At 65.2% G+C, this 16,524-nt stretch carries 12 protein-coding genes; 2 read left to right on the top strand and 10 right to left on the bottom strand.

The window, feature by feature from the left end:
- Positions 1-154: 154 nt before the first annotated feature.
- Together EDE08_RS02715 and EDE08_RS02710 are read right to left on the bottom strand one after the other, a co-directional pair.
- Complete coding sequence (locus tag EDE08_RS02715; RefSeq protein WP_131867442.1) at positions 155-1,585, bottom strand: aldehyde dehydrogenase family protein; 1,431 nt, start codon at positions 1,583-1,585, stop codon at positions 155-157.
- Between the two features lie 273 nt (positions 1,586-1,858).
- Positions 1,859-4,222 carry a thiamine pyrophosphate-binding protein gene (locus EDE08_RS02710; protein WP_131866900.1) on the bottom strand — a complete coding sequence of 788 codons (2,364 nt, stop codon included), beginning with the start codon at positions 4,220-4,222 and terminating at the stop codon, positions 1,859-1,861.
- 132 nt (positions 4,223-4,354) lie between these two features.
- Between EDE08_RS02710 and EDE08_RS02705 the strand changes: the two genes are divergently transcribed.
- Both EDE08_RS02705 and ppk2 read left to right on the top strand, forming a co-directional pair.
- Positions 4,355-4,816: an Lrp/AsnC family transcriptional regulator gene (locus EDE08_RS02705; protein ID WP_131866897.1), complete on the top strand. Its 462-nt coding sequence runs from the start codon at positions 4,355-4,357 to the stop codon at positions 4,814-4,816.
- 91 nt (positions 4,817-4,907) lie between these two features.
- The gene (ppk2, locus tag EDE08_RS02700) at positions 4,908-5,828 is read left to right on the top strand and encodes a polyphosphate kinase 2 (protein ID WP_131866895.1); all 921 of its coding nucleotides are present in this window, start codon (positions 4,908-4,910) and stop codon (positions 5,826-5,828) included.
- 166 nt (positions 5,829-5,994) lie between these two features.
- Here the strand turns inward: ppk2 and EDE08_RS02695 are convergent, their stop codons facing one another.
- The 8 genes from EDE08_RS02695 to EDE08_RS02660 form a co-directional block, all read right to left on the bottom strand.
- Positions 5,995-7,074 (bottom strand): zinc-binding dehydrogenase, encoded by a 1,080-nt coding sequence (locus EDE08_RS02695; protein WP_131866893.1) that lies wholly within the window; start codon positions 7,072-7,074, stop codon positions 5,995-5,997.
- Positions 7,075-7,134: 60 nt separating this feature from the next.
- A complete protein-coding gene (locus tag EDE08_RS02690; protein WP_165935715.1) occupies positions 7,135-8,076 on the bottom strand; it encodes a DMT family transporter in 942 nt (313 codons plus the stop codon).
- Positions 8,077-8,263: 187 nt separating this feature from the next.
- Positions 8,264-9,103 carry an aldo/keto reductase gene (locus EDE08_RS02685; RefSeq protein WP_131866889.1) on the bottom strand — a complete coding sequence of 280 codons (840 nt, stop codon included), beginning with the start codon at positions 9,101-9,103 and terminating at the stop codon, positions 8,264-8,266.
- Positions 9,104-9,280: 177 nt separating this feature from the next.
- Positions 9,281-10,177, bottom strand: a complete 897-nt coding sequence (locus tag EDE08_RS02680; protein ID WP_131866887.1) for an SMP-30/gluconolactonase/LRE family protein — start codon at positions 10,175-10,177, stop codon at positions 9,281-9,283.
- Between the two features lie 227 nt (positions 10,178-10,404).
- Entirely contained in the window at positions 10,405-13,107 is a 2,703-nt protein-coding gene (locus EDE08_RS02675) for a nitrate reductase (RefSeq protein ID WP_131866885.1), read from the bottom strand.
- Between the two features lie 15 nt (positions 13,108-13,122).
- The gene (locus tag EDE08_RS02670) at positions 13,123-14,340 is read right to left on the bottom strand and encodes an NAD(P)/FAD-dependent oxidoreductase (RefSeq protein ID WP_165935684.1); all 1,218 of its coding nucleotides are present in this window, start codon (positions 14,338-14,340) and stop codon (positions 13,123-13,125) included.
- A 10-nt stretch (positions 14,341-14,350) separates the two neighbouring features.
- On the bottom strand, positions 14,351-14,779 hold the full coding sequence (locus EDE08_RS02665) for a globin family protein (RefSeq protein WP_131866881.1): 429 nt from the start codon (positions 14,777-14,779) through the stop codon (positions 14,351-14,353).
- Between the two features lie 129 nt (positions 14,780-14,908).
- A complete protein-coding gene (locus EDE08_RS02660) occupies positions 14,909-16,288 on the bottom strand; it encodes an MFS transporter (protein WP_131866879.1) in 1,380 nt (459 codons plus the stop codon).
- Positions 16,289-16,524 lie beyond the last annotated feature (236 nt).

The raw sequence follows: 16,524 nt of genomic DNA, 5'->3' as shown, positions 1-16,524 counted from the left end.
TCGTAGGGTGGGTTAGCCGAAGGCGTAACCCACCTCTTTGGTCTCCACGGCGACATGGTGGATTACGCTTCGCTAATCCACCCTACGAACTCCGCAAAACAAAAACGCCGGAGCGGCCTCCCGCTCCGGCGTCATTCTTTCCAACCGCTCGAACTTACGCCGCGTTGAAGCCCGCGACGGCCTTCACTTCGAGGAAGTCCTCGAGGCCGAACTTGCCCCACTCGCGGCCGTTGCCGGACTGCTTGTAGCCGCCGAACGGCGCGGTTCGGTCGTTGGGCACGCCCTGCAGGTTGACGTTGCCGGCGCGGATCTGGCGGCCGACGCGCTTGGCGTCCTCGACCGTCGGACCCGTGACGTAGCCCGCGAGGCCATAGGGCGTGTCGTTGGCGATCTGCACCGCGTCGGCCTCGTCCTTGGCACCGATGATGGTCAGCACCGGTCCGAAGATCTCTTCGCGCGCGATCGTCATGTCGGGCGTGACGTCGGCGAAGATGGTCGGACGGACATAGAAGCCCTTGTTGACACCCTCGGGCAGGCCCGGGCCGCCGGCGACGAGGGTAGCGCCCTCGTCGATGCCCTTCTTGATCAGGCCCTGGATCTTGTCCCACTGACCGCGGTTGACGACGGGGCCGATGGTGGTGCCTTCGGCGCGGGGATCGCCGGCCTTAGTCTTGTCGGCCGCGGCCTTCGCGATCGCGGCGACTTCCTTCATCTTCGACAGCGGCACGATCATGCGCGAGGGCGCGTTGCAGGACTGGCCGGAGTTGTTGAACATGTGCATCACGCCGCCGGTCACTGCCTTCGTGAGGTCGGCGCCTTCGAGGATGACGTTCGGCGACTTGCCGCCCAGCTCCTGGCTGACGCGCTTCACGGTGGGCGCGGCGCGCTTGGCCACGTCGATGCCGGCGCGGGTCGAGCCGGTGAACGAGATCATGTCGATATCAGGATGCTCGCTCATGGCGGCGCCGACCTCGGGGCCAAGACCGTTGACGAGGTTGAACACGCCCTTGGGCACGCCGGCTTCATGCAGGATCTCGGCGAAGATCAGCGCCGAGGTCGGCGTGAACTCGCTGGGCTTCAGGATCATGGTGCAGCCGGCGGCGAGCGCGGGCGCGACCTTGCAGGCGATCTGGTTCAGCGGCCAGTTCCAGGGCGTGATCATGCCGACCACGCCGATCGGCTCGCGCAGCACCATGGCGGTGCCGACCGGCTCCTCGAAATGATAGTTCTTGAGCACGTCGAGCGTGGTCATGAGATGGCCGAGGCCGGCGCCGGCCTGGAGCTTTTCCGCCATCGGCAGCGGCGCGCCCATCTCGTCGGAGACAGCAGCGCCGATCTCCTTGAGACGGCCCTTGTAGACTTCGATAACCTTCGACAGCAGCGCGACGCGCTCGTCGCGGCTGGTCTGGGAGAAGGTGGCAAAGGCGCGCTTGGCGGCGGCGACGGCCTTGTCCACGTCGGCCTTGGAGCCCAGCGCAACCTCGTACATCGCCTCTTCCGTCGCCGGATTGACCACGGCGGTGGACTTCTTGACGGCGGGATCGACCCAGGCGCCGTCGATGTAGAATTGCATGCGATTGACCATCATTAACCTCTTCTTGGGGCTTGGAGGGGGCGTTTCGGCAGGCATCCTTGCACGAAAGCGCCGGCAATTGAACCCGCCATATGCGGGGCCAGCGTTGCGGCGAGCGGAGGCTATATGAGCCGATGGCGGGAACGTGGCAAGGTAGTCCCGCCGTCATTCCGGGGCGCGACAAAGTCGCGAGCCCGGAATCCATCTCACCACCTGCGCTGAAGCCCGATGGATTCCGGGCTCGACGCTACGCGTCTCCCCGGAATGTCGACGTGGTTACCTCGACTACACCGCCATCTTCCGGTGCAGCACCGGCGCACCGGTGGTGAGGCTTTCGGCCGCATCGATGATGGCGTTGGCATCGATGCCGTAGTGCCGATAAAGGTCCGCGATGCTGCCGGTCTGGCCGAACTGCTCGACGCCGAGCGCCTCGACGCGATGGCCGCGGACGCTGCCGAGCCAGCCGAGCGCGGCAGGATGGCCGTCGATTACGGTCACGATGCCGCAGTCGCGCGGCAGCGGCGCCAGCAGCTTTTCGATGTGGCTGAGATGCTGCACGCCGCGGCGGTCGCGCCGCAATTTCCGCGCTGCGGTCCAACCGGCATGCAGGCGGTCCGCCGAGGTGATCGCGAGCAGGCCGATGTCGCGGCGGCTCTCGCCGATGAAGCCGGTGGCCTCGATCGCTTCCGGCGCGACTGCGCCGGTATAGGCGATCACGACTTCGGCATTCGGGCCCGGCTTGCGCAACCAATAAGCACCGTCGGTGATGCCCTGCCTCAGCTCCGGCGTCATGATCCGCTGCGCCTGCTCGATACTGCGCGTGGAAAGCCGCAAATAGACCGAGCCGCCCTCGCCCGCCTCGCGCTGCATGTGCTCAAAACCGAAAGCCATGATCACGGCGAGCTCGTCGACGAAGGCCGGCTCGAACGAGGCGAGCCCGTCCTGCGCCATGCCGATCAAGGGCGTCGCGATCGACTGGTGCGCGCCGCCCTCCGGCGCGAGCGTGATGCCGGACGGCGTCGCCGCCACCATGAAGCGGGCATCCTGGTAGCAGGCATAGTTCAGCGCATCGAGGCCGCGTTCGATGAAGGGATCGTAGAGCGTGCCGACCGGCAGCAGCCGCTCGCCGTTGATCTGGTGCGACAGGCCGAGCGCGGAGAGCATGATGAACAGGTTCATCTCGGCAATACCGAGCTCGAGATGCTGACCCCTGGGCGAGGCGTCCCAGTTGTAGGTCGAGGGAATTTTCTCGCTGCGGAATAAGTCCGCCTTTTCGGCACGTGCGAACAGGCCGCGGCGGTTGACCCATGGGCCGAGATTGGTCGAGACGGTGACGTCGGGCGAGGTCGTAACGATGCGCCTCGCCAGTTCGCCGTCGCTGCGCGCGATCTCGTTGAGCACGAGGCCAAAGCCCTGCTGGGTCGACATCTGTGGCGACGGCTTGAAGGCGAGCTGCTGGGGCACCTCGACGACGGGAGCCGTCAGCCGGCGGCCGTCCTGGTTGAACGGCACCCGTGCAAGGAACGCTTCGAGTTCGGCCGCATCCTGCGTCAGCCCTTCGAACTTGTCCCATTCGTGTCCGGGCCGGATGTTCTGGCTGTCGCGGTACTTCTCCATCTGCGCGACGGTCATCAGGCCGGCATGGTTGTCCTTGTGGCCCTGGAAAGGCAGGCCGACGCCCTTGATGGTGTAGGCGATGAAGCAGACCGGGCGATCGTGATCAATGGAGTCGAACGCCTCCAGCATGCTCGCCATGTCATGGCCGCCGAGATTCGACATCAGCGCGAGCAGTTCCTCGTCGCTGCGCCTGTCGATTAACTTGGTGATGGGGCCCTGGTCGCCGATCTCGTCGTGCAGATGCTTGCGGAAGGCCGCGCCGCCCTGAAAGCACAGTGCCGCGTAAAGCGCGTTCGGGCAGTTGTCGATCCAGCGCTTCAAGGCTTCGCCGCCTGGCTCCGCGAACGCCTCGCGCATCAGGCGGCCATATTTCACGATCACCACGTCCCAGCCGAAATTGCGGAACATGGTCTCGAACTTTTCCCAAAGACCTTCGCGCACGACGGCATCGAGCGACTGGCGGTTATAGTCGACCACCCACCAGGTGTTGCGCAGGCCGTGCTTCCAGCCCTCCGCGAGCGCCTCGAAGATGTTGCCCTCGTCCATCTCGGCGTCGCCGACGAGGGCGATCATCCGCCCTTCGCGGCGGTCCTTCATCCAGCCGCGCGCCTTGACGTAGTCCTGCACCAGCGAAGAGAACAGCGTCTGCGCGACGCCAAGGCCGACCGAGCCGGTGGAGAAATCGACGTCGTCGACGTCCTTGGTGCGCGACGGATAGGACTGCGCGCCCTTGAAGCCGCGAAAATTCTCCAGCTTCTCGCGGGTCTGGCGGCCGAACAGATACTGGATGGCGTGGAACACCGGGCTCGCATGCGGCTTCACCGCCACGCGATCCTCCGGCCGCAGCACGTGGAAGTACAGCGCGGACATGATGGTCGCGAGCGAGGCGGAGGAAGCCTGGTGGCCGCCGACCTTGAGGCCGTCCGCATTGGAACGGATGTGGTTGGCGTGGTGGATGGTCCAGGACGACAGCCACAGTGCCTTGCGGGCGAGCGCTGTCAGGGTGTCGAGGCGAGCGGGGTCAACGGGCATGGCGATGCTCCGGGAAATAAGCACTGATCATACGCCCGCGGGCCGCGCCAAACTTCTCAATTTTTCGCGCCATACCGGCCGATATTGGGATATTTTACCAATCAGACGCCTCCTGACCCAGGTTCCATCCCAATGCCAGAGCTCGACGCCATCGACCGGAAAATCCTCGGCCATCTCCAGAACGACAGCCGGATGACCATGCAGGAGCTCGCCGACAAGGTCGGACTCTCGGTCTCGCCCTGCCACCGCCGGGTCAAGCTGCTGGAGGAGCGCGGCGTGATCTCGCGCTATATCGCGACAGTGGACCAGAAGGCGCTGGGGCTGCATGTCAGCGTCTTCATCTCGATCAAGCTGGCGCGGCAGAAGGAGGAGGATCTCAACCGCTTCGCCCGCGCGATCTCGAAATGGGACGAGGTCCTGGAGTGCTATCTGATGACCGGCAACCGCGACTATCTGCTCCGCGTGGTGGCGGCCGACCTCGCCTCCTACGAGACGTTCCTCAAGACCAAGCTGACCCGACTCGATGGCATCGCCTCGATCGAGTCGAGTTTCGCGCTCAGCCAGGTGAAATATTCGATCGCGCTGCCGGTGTGACCTGCGTCAGCGGGATCCCACGTTGTCACATGGTCGCAACAAACCCCGCCGATGGTCGTTGTGACTGGTATTCGAGCCGAGAGAAGCACCCATGACCGCAGCCGATCGCAAATCCGAGATCTCCAAGCGCGAGCGCATCATCCAGGAAATGGCCGACGATCTCGACGAGGAACTGGAGATGGAGCTGGATGATGCCCGTCTCGACGAGCTCCTCGACGAGACCGGAACGCTGAAACCGACGGTCGATCGCAGGCTCTATTTCCGGGAACTGCTTCGCCTTCAGGGCGAACTCGTCAAGTTCCAGGACTGGGTGCAGAGCGAGAGGAAGAAGGTCGTGGTGCTCTTCGAGGGCCGCGACGCCGCCGGCAAGGGCGGCGTGATCAAGCGCATCACCCAGCGCCTCAATCCGCGCATCTGCCGCGTCGCGGCGCTTCCGGCGCCGAACGAGCGCGAGCGCACGCAATGGTACTTCCAACGCTACGTCGCGCACCTGCCGGCCGGCGGCGAGATCGTGCTGTTCGACCGTAGCTGGTACAACCGCGCCGGCGTCGAGCGCGTGATGGGCTTCTGCTCGGAGGACGAATATCAGGAGTTCTTCAAGACGGTGCCGGAGTTCGAGCGCATGCTGATCCGCTCCGGCATCATCCTGGTCAAATACTGGTTCTCGATCACCGACGACGAGCAGCAATTCCGCTTCACGATGCGCATCAAGGATCCCCTGAAGCAGTGGAAGCTGAGCCCGATGGACGTGGAGTCACGCAGTCGCTGGGAGGCTTACACCAAGGCCAAGGAGACGATGCTGGAGCACACGCACCTGCCGGATAGCCCGTGGTGGATCGTCGATGCCGTGGACAAGAAGCGCGCCCGGCTCAACTGCATCGCACATCTATTGACTCAGATACCGTACCAGGAGGTCGTGCGGGCTCCGGTGACGCTGCCGCCGCGCGTGCGCAATCCCGACTATCAGCGAGGGCCGGTCCCGCCGGAGATGTACGTGCCGGCGAAATATTGAGGGAGATCTCGTAGGGTGGGTTAGACGGGCTGATGCGCGCAGCGCATTTGCTCGGCGTAACCCACCTCTTCTGTCTCCGCCGCAAGAGAAGTGGCGGGTTACGCCGTGCGAACTGCGCTTCGCGCAGTCGCAGGGCTAACCCACCCTACAGCACCCTGCCAAGTTGCTATCGCCACGGCTGCACGATGATCTTGGTATGCATCTCGGGATTGGCGAGATCGGCAAATGCTTTGGCGACTCCGTCGATGCCGACTTCGGCCGTCACCATCGCGGCCGCATCCACCTGCCCTTCCGCGATCAGGCGCAATGAGCTTGCGAATTCGTCCGGCGTGTAGCCGAGCACGTACTGGACGCTCAGCTCCTTCATGATGCCGAGCATGGGCTCGCTTCTGTCGGCTTCCATGCAGACGCCGACCACGACGATGCGTGCATCGCGCGGCGCGCCTTCGAACACCTGTTGCAGCAGGCCGGGCACGCCGACACATTCGAAGATGACCGCGGGCTTCAGCGCCGGCAGCATGGCCCGAAACGGCGGCCGTGCCGCCTTCTCCGCCTCCGACATCTGCGCGTGCTCGGCCCAGGTCGCATAGGGCTGCGATACCTTGGGATCGACGACGACGTCCGCGCCCAGCTTCGCCGCGAGCGCGCGCCGGGCCGGCGAATAGTCCGCGGCGACGATCGGATGCAGGCCCCTAAGTTTCAGCGCGGCGATCACCGCGAGGCCGACCGGGCCGCAGCCGATCACGAGCGGCACCTCGCCGCCGCTGATATTGGCTTTCGCCACGGCGTGGACGCCGACCGCCAGCGGCTCGGTGAGCGCGGCATGCTCGGGCGCAAGCCCGTTGGGCACCTCAAGCAGCAGCGCTTCGCTGAGCAGCATCGCCTCGGCATAGCCGCCGACATTGTCGTTGGAATAGCCGATGCCCTCGATGCCCTCAGGCGTCAGCAGCGCCGGCAGCGAGCAGACGCGGGTGCCGGGCTTGAGCTTGCGTTCGGTGCCGGTGCCGTAGTCGACGATTTCGCAGCAGAACTCGTGGCCGAACACGACGTCACGGGAGAGGTCCATCGGCTTGCGCCCGACCTTCCGTGCCATCTCCACCATGCGATGGGCGTGCTGGCGCGCGTGCAGGTCGGAGCCGCAGATGCCGCAGGCGAGCGTCCTGACCAGCACCTGGCCGGGCCCCGGCTTCGGCTCGGCGATCCGGTCGACGACGATCTCTCCGTTCCTGAAAATCGCGGCCCGCATCCGGCTCCTCCCATATTGTTTGGAGCGCTGATACCACAAAGCACGAGGAGCGAACTTGCGTCAGGCGTTCGGGGAACGCTCCTCCAGCACCAGGAGCTGGGCGCGGCGGACACGCTCGCGATGGGCGATGTAGAGGCCGCTGGCGACGATGAAGGCCGCGCCGGTGATGGTGAAGACATCGGGCACTTCGCCGAAGATGAAGAAGCCCAGAATGCTGACCCAGAGCAGCTGCGTGTAGGAGAACGGCGCCAGCACCGAGGCGTCACCGTAGCGATAGGCGAGCACGACGATCCACTGGCCCGCGGTCGAGGCGACGCCGATGAAGATGCCGAGCGCGATCGCGGTCCAGGATGGCGTAACCCAGACGAACGGCACCAGCGCGGTCAGGATCGCAAGGCCCGTCAGCGAGGAATAGGCCATGGTGGTGACGACGGCTTCCCGCCCGCTCATCATGCGCGTCAGGATCAGCGTGCCGGCCCAGCACGCGGCTGAGACCAACGGAAAGACTGCGGCGGGGTGAAATGCGCTGGTGCCCGGACGCAGAATGATCAGCACGCCAATGAGGCCGAGCGCGGTCGCGAGCCAGCGGCGCATGCCGACCTTCTCGCCGAGGAAGACGATCGAGAGCGCAGTGACGAACAGCGGCGCAACGAAGCCGGTGGCCGATGCCTCCGCGATCGGCAGGAAGCCGAGACCCGTGATGAAGAACAGCGAGGAACCGAGCAGCGCCGCCCCGCGCATCACGTGCAGGCCGGGACGCTTGGTCCGCATCGCAAAGAACGGCGAGGCCGGCAGCATCACCGGCGTGAACAGCAGCGTGAAGGTGAGGAAGCGGATCCAAGTGATCTCGATCGACGGCAGGCTGGTCGAGAGATATTTCGCAGTGACGTCGGAGCAGCCGAGAAACACCGTCGAGAGCAGGATCAGCGCAATGCCCTTGAATGGATGATCGACGCGCGCAGGCGCGCGGCGAGCCTGCTGCTTCTTCTCCGGTGCGGGCATGGGAATACTGTCGAGCCTTGCGGCTGCGGCGGGCGGCGGTGTCACGGCTGGAACCCGGGCAAAATGCGAATCGAGAACGGCCGTAAAAAACGACAAATGCGCCCCGTTCACAACTTCCGAAAACAGGATGCCGATATGCGCGGGCCGCCGCGCGCGTCAATGCTCCGTTAATATTGCCAATTGTGCACTACAGCATGGGAAGGCTACGCGGCTTCGGCCCGCGGGGAAACGCCGCGTCCAGCGCGGCAATCTCGTCCTTCGTCAGCACGAGGTCGCCTGCCGCCGCATTCTCGGCGGCATGTTCCGCAGACGAGGCCTTCGGTATCGCGAACACCGTAGTCGCACGGGTGAGAAAGCTCAGCGCGACCTGACGCGGTGTCGCGCGACGCGTCTCCGCGATGCGCGCGAGCACCGCGCCGCCCTTGCTGCTGCTCGCCGGGAAATCGTCATGGCCGAACGGCGAGTAGGCGACGACGGCGACATTGTGCCGTTCGCACCACGGGATCACCGCATGCTCGATCGCGCGTTCTTTCAGGTGATAGAGCACCTGGTTGCAGGCGATCCGGCCCTCGCCTGCGACTTCGAGAATCTCGTCGAGATCGTCGGCATCGAAATTGGAGACGCCCCAGGATTTGATCTTGCCTGATTTCACCAGCTCCTCGAACGCAGCGACGGTGTCCTCGAGCGGATAGGAGCCGCGCCAGTGCAAGAGATAGCAGTCGAGCCGGTCGGTCTTCAGTCGCTTCAGCGAACGCTCGCAGGCGGTGATGGTGCCGCGGCGCGAGGCGTTGCTCGGCAGCACTTTTGAAACGAGAAACACTTCATCGCGACGGCCCGCAATCGCATCCGCAATGACGAGCTCGGCATCGCCGTACATCTCGGCGGTGTCGATATGGGTCATGCCGAGATCGAGCCCGCGCTGAAGCGCCGCGATCGCGCGCTTGCGATCGCCGTGGTCGAGATACCAGGTGCCCTGCCCGATCACGGAGACGTTGGCGCCGGTCCGGCCGAAGGGATGTGTGTTCATGGTCGCTCCGATCTCCGCTGTCTTTCCTCCCTCTCCCCGTTCTTACGGGGAGAGGGTCGGGGTGAGGGGCTGCTTCCGCAGATTCGCTGGCAGTTGGACTCGCGGAGACTCCCCCTCACCCGGAATTTGCACTCGCAAATTCCGGCCTCTCCCCGCAGGCGGGGAGAGGCGAAGAAACTAGAGCCCGCCGATATCCGCTACCAGCACGCTGCCGGTCGCAGACTCCGTGATATAGAGCCGATCCTTGTTTTCACCACCGATCGCGACATTGGTGCAGTTCGGCCCGGCGCACGACTTGATCCGCGCGATCAGTTCCCCGTTCGGCGCGAACACGAAGACATGGCCGAGCGAGGCATGACCGACGAACAGGCGGCCTTTGGCATCCATGGTCATGCCGTCAGGACCGCTGGTGCCGAACAGCGAGCAGAAACGGCCGACCTTGGACACGCTGCCGTCCTTCATGAACGGCAACCGCCACACCGCGTTGTCGCGCGTCATCGCGACGAACAGCACGGTCTCGGTCGGGTCGAGCACGAGGCCATTCGGACTGATGCCGGTGTCGATCAGGCAATCGAGCCGGCCGTTCGACGCAAGTCGATAGACCCGACCGCTGGGGTCGTGCAGGCCGGTCTGGCCCTGATCGGTGAAATAGACGTCGCCGTTGCTGGCGAGGTGGAGATCGTTGCAGCCGCGGAACGATTCCGAATTGCGCGCCGTCAGCACCGGCTTGATCCGCCCGGCCTTTGCATCGAGTTCCATGAGGCCGTGCATGTAGTCGGCGACCAGGATGCAGCCGTCGGATGCGATCTTCAGCCCGTTCGGCCAGCCCTCGTATTCGATGACCTGCGACCACTCGCCGTCACGCGCGATACGAAAGATGCGGCCGAAGGGAATGTCGACGATGTAGAGGTTGCCATCCTTGTCGAATGAAGGACCTTCGATGAAGCTGTCGGTGGCAATGCCCGGCCGGTTGGCGTCGGCCCAATCGGTCCGCTCGCCCTTGCGGCGGAACTTGTCGGGCATGGCGGAGAAGATCGCGGTCTCGATCAGGCGCGGCGGCGTTTCCAGGTACATGATTGTTGTTGTGTTTGTTGAGGGGAGCGCGGCAGCATAGGGCACAATCGAGGGCGCGTCGATTGGCGCGGGGGCATGGGCGCCCCGCCCTCACTGTCATTCCCCGCGAAAGCGGGGAATCCAGTACGCCGCGGCTTCTCCGTATCTCTCGCTGTCTCTGGAATACTGGATCGCCCGGTCAAGCCGGGCGATGACAACGGAGTCTGCAGCGACTGAGAACGTCCTCCCTACCCCGCCGCGCTCGCGACCTTCGCCTGCTGTGCAGGCACTTCCGTCGTCGCGATCAACCGCTTCAGCTCGGGGATGCAGGAGCCGCAATTGGTGCCGGCCTTGAGCCTGGCGCCGATCTCGGCGGCGGTGCGTGCACCGCCAGCGATGGTGTCGCAGATGGTGCCGCGGCCGACGCCGAAGCAGGCGCAGACGATCGGGCCGGTCGAAGCGGCGCCCTCTATCGACTTGCCGGACAGCAGCATACGGCGCTGCTCGTCGGTCACCTGGTCGGCGGCGAATGCGCTTTTCACCACCTCCCAATCGCCGGCGTCGTGAGCGGGTCCGACGAACAGGCAGGTCTCGATGCGCTCGCCCGCGAACGAGGCGGCGCGATAGACCCCGCCGCCGAAGTCGCGGTACTCGGCAACGTCCTCGCCCGCGACGTTCTCGAGCCAGGCGGGCCAGCGCGAAAGATCGCCGTTGTCCGCGAAGAGATAGCCGAAGCCGCCGGCGACCGTGACGCGGGTCCACAACAGGTTCTCCGGCAGGTCGATCTGGTTTCGCGACAGCGCGAAGCCGCGGAAGACGAATTCGTTAGGAGCGATCGCCGCCGGCGTCGCCTTGGCCTCCGGCTGGCCCGAGAACGGATCGGTGAAGGACTGCACCAGCGCGCCGACGCGGCCGTGCGAGGTGTTCATCGCGCTCCAGTGGATCGGCACGAACAGGGTGCCGCGCTGCTGCCGGTCGCTGACGACGGCCTTCAGGATGCACTTGCCATAATCGGTGGTGATGCGGGCATAGCTGTCATGGGCGATGCCGTATTTGCTGGCGTCATCGGGATGAATCTCGACGAAGGGCTCCGGCAAATGCGCGCCCAGCCGCTGGCTGAGCCCCGTGCGTGTCATGGTGTGCCACTGGTCGCGGATGCGCCCGGTGTTGAGCCGCAGGGGGCGCGACGGTCCGGTCTCGGCGCGCAGCGCCGGCACTTCCGGCGCGACGAAGCGGCCCTTGCCGTCATTGGTGAAGAACCCGCCGCTCGCAAAGAAGCGCTCGCCGGGCGTCTGCCCCTCGCGCGCGGGCCATTGCACCGGCTCCAAGGCGTCGAACGCTTCGTCGGACACCGAACTCAGCGCGCCGATATCGAAATCGCGGCTGCCATTGTTCTCGAAGGCCGAGAGTGCGGCATGCTCGCGAAAGATGTCGGCGGCGGATTTGTAGTTGAAGCTGTCGCCGAAACCGAAACGTTTTGCGATCTCGCTGAGAATCCACCAATCGGGGCGCGCCTCGCCGGGCGCAGGCAGGAAGGCGCGCTGGCGCGAGATACGCCGCTCGGAATTGGTCACGGTGCCCGACTTCTCGCCCCAGGCCAGCGCCGGCAGCAACACATGCGGGCCGGCCGCGACGGTGTCGTTGGAGAGCACGTTCTCGGAGACCACGAACAGCTCGAGCTTCTTCAGGGCATCGCGGACCATGTCGGCATCGGGCAGCGACACCGCGGGGTTGGTACCCATCACCCAGAGCGCCTTGATCTCGCCGCGGTTGATGGCCTCGAACAATTGCACCGCCTTCAGCCCCTCATGGGTGGCGATGCGCGGCGCCTTCCAGAACCGCCTGACGCGATCGATGTCGGGCGGCGTGAAACCCATATGGGCGGCAAGCATATTGGCGAGGCCGCCGACCTCACGACCGCCCATCGCGTTGGGCTGGCCGGTGAGCGAGAACGGCGAGGCACCGGGCTTGCCGATGCGCCCCGTCGCAAGATGGCAATTCAGGATGGCGTTGACCTTGTCGGTGCCCTGCGCCGACTGGTTGACCCCTTGCGAATAGAGCGTGACGACCTTCTCGGTGTCACGGAACATCCTGAAGAAGGTGGCGACGTCCTGCTCGGAGAGGCCCGTGGCAAGCGCCGTCGCAGTGACACTGCCGGCGATGTTGCGCGCACGCGCCAGCGCGTCGTCGTATCCGCTGGTGTTCTGCGCGATGTAGTCCCGATCCAACGCACCATTGTCGGCCAGATGCACGAGGAGGCCGGAGAACAGCGCCGTGTCGGTGCCGGGCTTGAGACCGAGGAAGAGATCGACATCACCGGCGGTGTCGGTACGGCGCGGGTCGATCACGACCATGCGCGCGCCGCGCTCCTGCCGATTCTTCAACATGCGCTGGAACAGCACGGGATGGCACCAGGCCGCATTCGAGCCGACGAAGACGAGCAGGTCGGCCTGGTCGAGATCCTCGTAGCAGCCGGGCACGGTGTCGGCGCCGAAGGCGCGGCGATGGCCCGCGACCGAGGAGGACATGCAGAGCCGCGAATTGGTGTCGACATTCGCCGTTCCGACAAACCCCTTCATCAGCTTGTTGGCAACGTAATAGTCCTCGGTGAGGAGCTGGCCGGAGAGATAGAAGGCGACTGCGTCCGCGCCGTCGCGCGCCACGATGTGCTTCATGCGATGGGCGACGTGGTCGAGCGCATCGCTCCAGGCGACCCGCTCGAGCACGCCCTTGCAGCGGATCATCGGATACAGCAGCCGACCTTCGGGGCCGACGGTCTCGCCGAGCGCCGAGCCCTTGGAGCACAGCCGGCCGAAATTGGCGGGATGATCGGGATCGCCCGCGATCGCCGCACCGCCCTTGCCGTCGGGCGTCGCGAGCACGCCGCAGCCGACGCCGCAATAGGGGCACGTCGTCTTGGTGGTGCGGAGCGCGGGATCGATCGCCGTCATCGTCAAACAGCCTTGTCAAGCAGCCTTGGAGGGGTGCGCCAGCGCGCGGCCGAACATCATGTCGGTGCGGATCGCCGCAACCTTGTCGCGATTGCGGATCAGCTCGAGGTACCAGAGCGCATCGACGGTATCGCCGATCAGCACGGCGCCGGTGAGCCGGCCGTCGGCGATCACGAGCTTCTTGTAGGTGCCGCGGCTGCGGTCCGACAGCACGAGGCTCTCGCTGCTCTCCCCGCCCATGAAGTCGCCGGCGGAGAACACGCTGACGCCGGAGACCTTCAGATTGGTCGAGACCACGCTGCCCTGATAGGCGGCGGGGCGGCCGGAAAGATGCCTCGCCAGCACGCGCGCCTGCTCATAAGCGGGTTCGACAAGGCCATAGCAGGTGCCGCGATGCTCGGCGCATTCGCCGAGCGCGAAGATGTCGGACGAGGAGGTCTGCATCACGTCGTTGACGACGACGCCGCGATTGACCGTGATCCCCGCCTCTTTCGCCAGCACGACGTTCGGCTTGATTCCGGCCGCGAAAATCACGGCGTCGGCCTCGATGCGGCTGCCGTCGGCGAGCTCGACGGCCTCGACCTGACCGTCGCCATGAATGCACTTCGTGCTGGCGTTGAGCAGGATGCGGATGCCCTTGCGCTCGACCAGCGTCTTGAGCAGGTCGGCGGCGGGCGGATCGAGCTGGCGCTCCATCAGCCGGTCCATCAGATGCAGCAGCGTAACGGGGGCACCGGCCTTGGCAAGGCCGTAGGCCGCCTCGAGCCCGAGCAGGCCGCCGCCGACCACCACGACGCGCTTCTTCGCCGCGGCCAGCGTCAGCAGCAGGTCGACGTCGCGGGTGTCGCGAAAGGTGTGCACGCCGGCGAGATCGGCCCCCGGCACGTTGAGCCGCAGCGGCGTCGATCCCGTGGCGAGGACGAGCTTGGAGTATTCCATGCTCTCCTCGCCTTCGATCTTCAGCTCGCGGCGGCCGGTGTCGATCTCGGTGACGCGATAGCCGTAGCGCACCGTGACGCCGCGATGGCGCCACCAGTCGGCCGGCCGCAGCTCGATCTCGTGCGAGCCGGTCTCGCCGGCCAGCACGGAGGAGAGCAACACGCGGTTGTAAGCGAGCCGCGGCTCTTCGCCGATCACGGCCACGGCGTAGCGGCCGAGCGCGGTCTTCGCGAGCTCGTCGACCAGACGCGCGGCCGCCATACCGTTACCGACGATGACCAGCGGTTCACTCACGAGGCATCTCCTATTCGGCGGCCTGCGCTTGTGCGCCATAGGCCTCGGATATCATGTAGCCGGACAGCACGCCGTAGGCGTCGGTCCAGGCCGTGGCGAGCTCGGGCGTCCAGGCTTCGCCAAGACCCTTCTCCAGGGTCCACAGCAAGGTCGCGCCGACCACAGGGTAGTGCTCGGCCTTGGCGCCGTAGGCGACGTGACGCTTGGCGAGGGCGGAGGCCGCGGGAAGAATCGACTCCAGGTTCGACAGGCCGCCGACCACGGCGGCGAGCATGCCCATCAGCTTCTTGCGCTGCTCGGTCATGTCCCCGGGAAACATCGCACGCACGGACGGCGCCACCTCGAACAGGCGATCGTAGAACAACACCGCGGCCTGCTCCGATATCGGCGCGACCTTGGCGAAACTCTGCTGAATGAGGGCGATCTGCTCTGGCGTCATGATGTTCTCCTGTCTGTTTCGGTCTGCCTTCGTCCGCGCCATTGCGGAAAAAGTTCATGGGTCAAACGTCATCAGAGAGACTCCTCCCCGCGTACGGGGAGAAGCGACATTCGTGCCAAGTGATCACGCTCAGACCCGCGCTTCGGCGAGGCTTGGCGCGCCTTCACCCTGCGGGCTGCGACGTAGGTAGAACCACCAGGTCAGAGCGAGGCAGGAGGCATAAAAGGCGAGGTAGATCGCGAGCGCGAGCTGCGGCCCTCCGGTCATGGCGATCGACTTGCCGAAACCGCTCGGGATCAGATAGCCGCCGACGGCACCGATCGCGCCGATGAAGCCGACAGCAGCGCCGCTTTCGATGCTCGCGGTCTTCAGCGCGGCCGCACGTGCGCCATCGCCCTTGCCGCGCACCTTGAACAGGTTCTCCTCGCGGAAGATCGAGGGGATCATGCGGTAGGTCGAGCCGTTGCCGATGCCCGTCGTCACGAACAGGATCAGGAACATCGACAAGAAGCCGATGAAATCCTTCTGCCCGACGAAGTAGAGCACGCCGACCGTGGCGCCCGCCATCGCGATGAAGTTCCAGAAGGTGATGATGGAGCCGCCGACCCGGTCTGCGAGCCAGCCGCCGAGCGGACGCGACAGCGAGCCGACCAGCGGGCCGAGGAAGGCGATCGAGATCGTCACGGTGGGGAATTGCGTCTTGATCAGAAGCGGAAACGCCGCGGAATAGCCGATGAAGGACCCGAACGTGCCGATGTAGAGATACGCCATGATCCAGGTGTGCTTGCGCTTGACGACCGCAAGCTGGTTCTTCACCGACGATTTCGCCGTGGTGAGATTGTTCATGAAGAACACCGCGCCGAACACCGCGATCGCGATCGGCAGCACCCACATGAGTCCGGCATTCTGCAGGAAGATGCCGTCGACGGGCGTTGCCTGGAACAGGTTGAAGATAGCGAACGTCATCAGGATCGGGGTCAAGAGCTGCACGCTGGAGACACCGATATTGCCGCCGGCCGCGTTGAGGCCGAGCGCCCATCCCTTCATTCGGTCGGGGAAGAAGAAGGAGATGTTGGTCATGCTGGAGGCGAAATTGCCGCCGCCGAGACCCGCGGTCGAGGCGACCAGCAGCATCAGCCAGAACGGCGTGTCGGGCTGGCTCACGAAATAGGCGAGCGACAAGGTCGGAATGAACAGGATCGCCGCGCTGAAGATGGTCCAGTTGCGGCCGCCGAACGTCGTCACCGCGAAGGTATAGGGAAAGCGCATCAAGGCGCCGATCAGCCCCGGCACGGCGACCAGTTGGAACAGCTGGTCGGTGGTGTAGTGGAAGCCGGCCTGCGGCAGCTTGGTCGTGACGATGCTCCAGATCAGCCAGACCGAGAAGCCGATATGTTCGGCTACGATCGACCAGATCAGGTTGCGCCGCGCGATCGTCTTGCCGGTCGTGTTCCAGAACGCCTCATCCTCGGGGCGCCAGTCAGAAATCCAAGTGGGACTCTTCGTCATTGCATATCCCTTCCAGTCTCACCGCTGCGTCGTTGCAGGCTCAGCCTCCAGACAGGGAGGCGCGCTCCGAGGCTTCACCCCGGTGGCGAGTTCACGATGCTGATTGATGATGTTGAGGGACGTCGTCGTTGGCGTCGCGCAAATGCGCTTCAATTTCCGTGCCAGTTGCGCGCATGCTGGAAACGCAGGGATTTCAGGATGTTGTTCGTCTCGCCCGAAACGTTCGCAGCGCTTAT

Source organism: Bradyrhizobium sp. R2.2-H, assembly GCF_004346455.1.
Lineage (GTDB): Bacteria > Pseudomonadota > Alphaproteobacteria > Rhizobiales > Xanthobacteraceae > Bradyrhizobium > Bradyrhizobium diversitatis.
The sequence above is the reverse complement of the archived record's forward strand: the minus strand, read 5'-3'. Positions and strand labels throughout refer to the sequence as shown.

Coding starts and splice junctions, on each gene's coding strand:
- ppk2 (WP_131866895.1), top strand. CDS start 4,908: ATGACCGCAGCCGATCGCAAATCCGAGATCTCCAAGCGCGAGCGCATC.
- EDE08_RS02705 (WP_131866897.1), top strand. CDS start 4,355: ATGCCAGAGCTCGACGCCATCGACCGGAAAATCCTCGGCCATCTCCAG.
- EDE08_RS02690 (WP_165935715.1), bottom strand. CDS start 8,076: ATGCCCGCACCGGAGAAGAAGCAGCAGGCTCGCCGCGCGCCTGCGCGC.
- EDE08_RS02685 (WP_131866889.1), bottom strand. CDS start 9,103: ATGAACACACATCCCTTCGGCCGGACCGGCGCCAACGTCTCCGTGATC.
- EDE08_RS02715 (WP_131867442.1), bottom strand. CDS start 1,585: ATGGTCAATCGCATGCAATTCTACATCGACGGCGCCTGGGTCGATCCC.
- EDE08_RS02695 (WP_131866893.1), bottom strand. CDS start 7,074: ATGCGGGCCGCGATTTTCAGGAACGGAGAGATCGTCGTCGACCGGATC.
- EDE08_RS02680 (WP_131866887.1), bottom strand. CDS start 10,177: ATGTACCTGGAAACGCCGCCGCGCCTGATCGAGACCGCGATCTTCTCC.
- EDE08_RS02675 (WP_131866885.1), bottom strand. CDS start 13,107: ATGACGGCGATCGATCCCGCGCTCCGCACCACCAAGACGACGTGCCCC.
- EDE08_RS02665 (WP_131866881.1), bottom strand. CDS start 14,779: ATGACGCCAGAGCAGATCGCCCTCATTCAGCAGAGTTTCGCCAAGGTC.
- EDE08_RS02660 (WP_131866879.1), bottom strand. CDS start 16,288: ATGACGAAGAGTCCCACTTGGATTTCTGACTGGCGCCCCGAGGATGAG.
- EDE08_RS02710 (WP_131866900.1), bottom strand. CDS start 4,222: ATGCCCGTTGACCCCGCTCGCCTCGACACCCTGACAGCGCTCGCCCGC.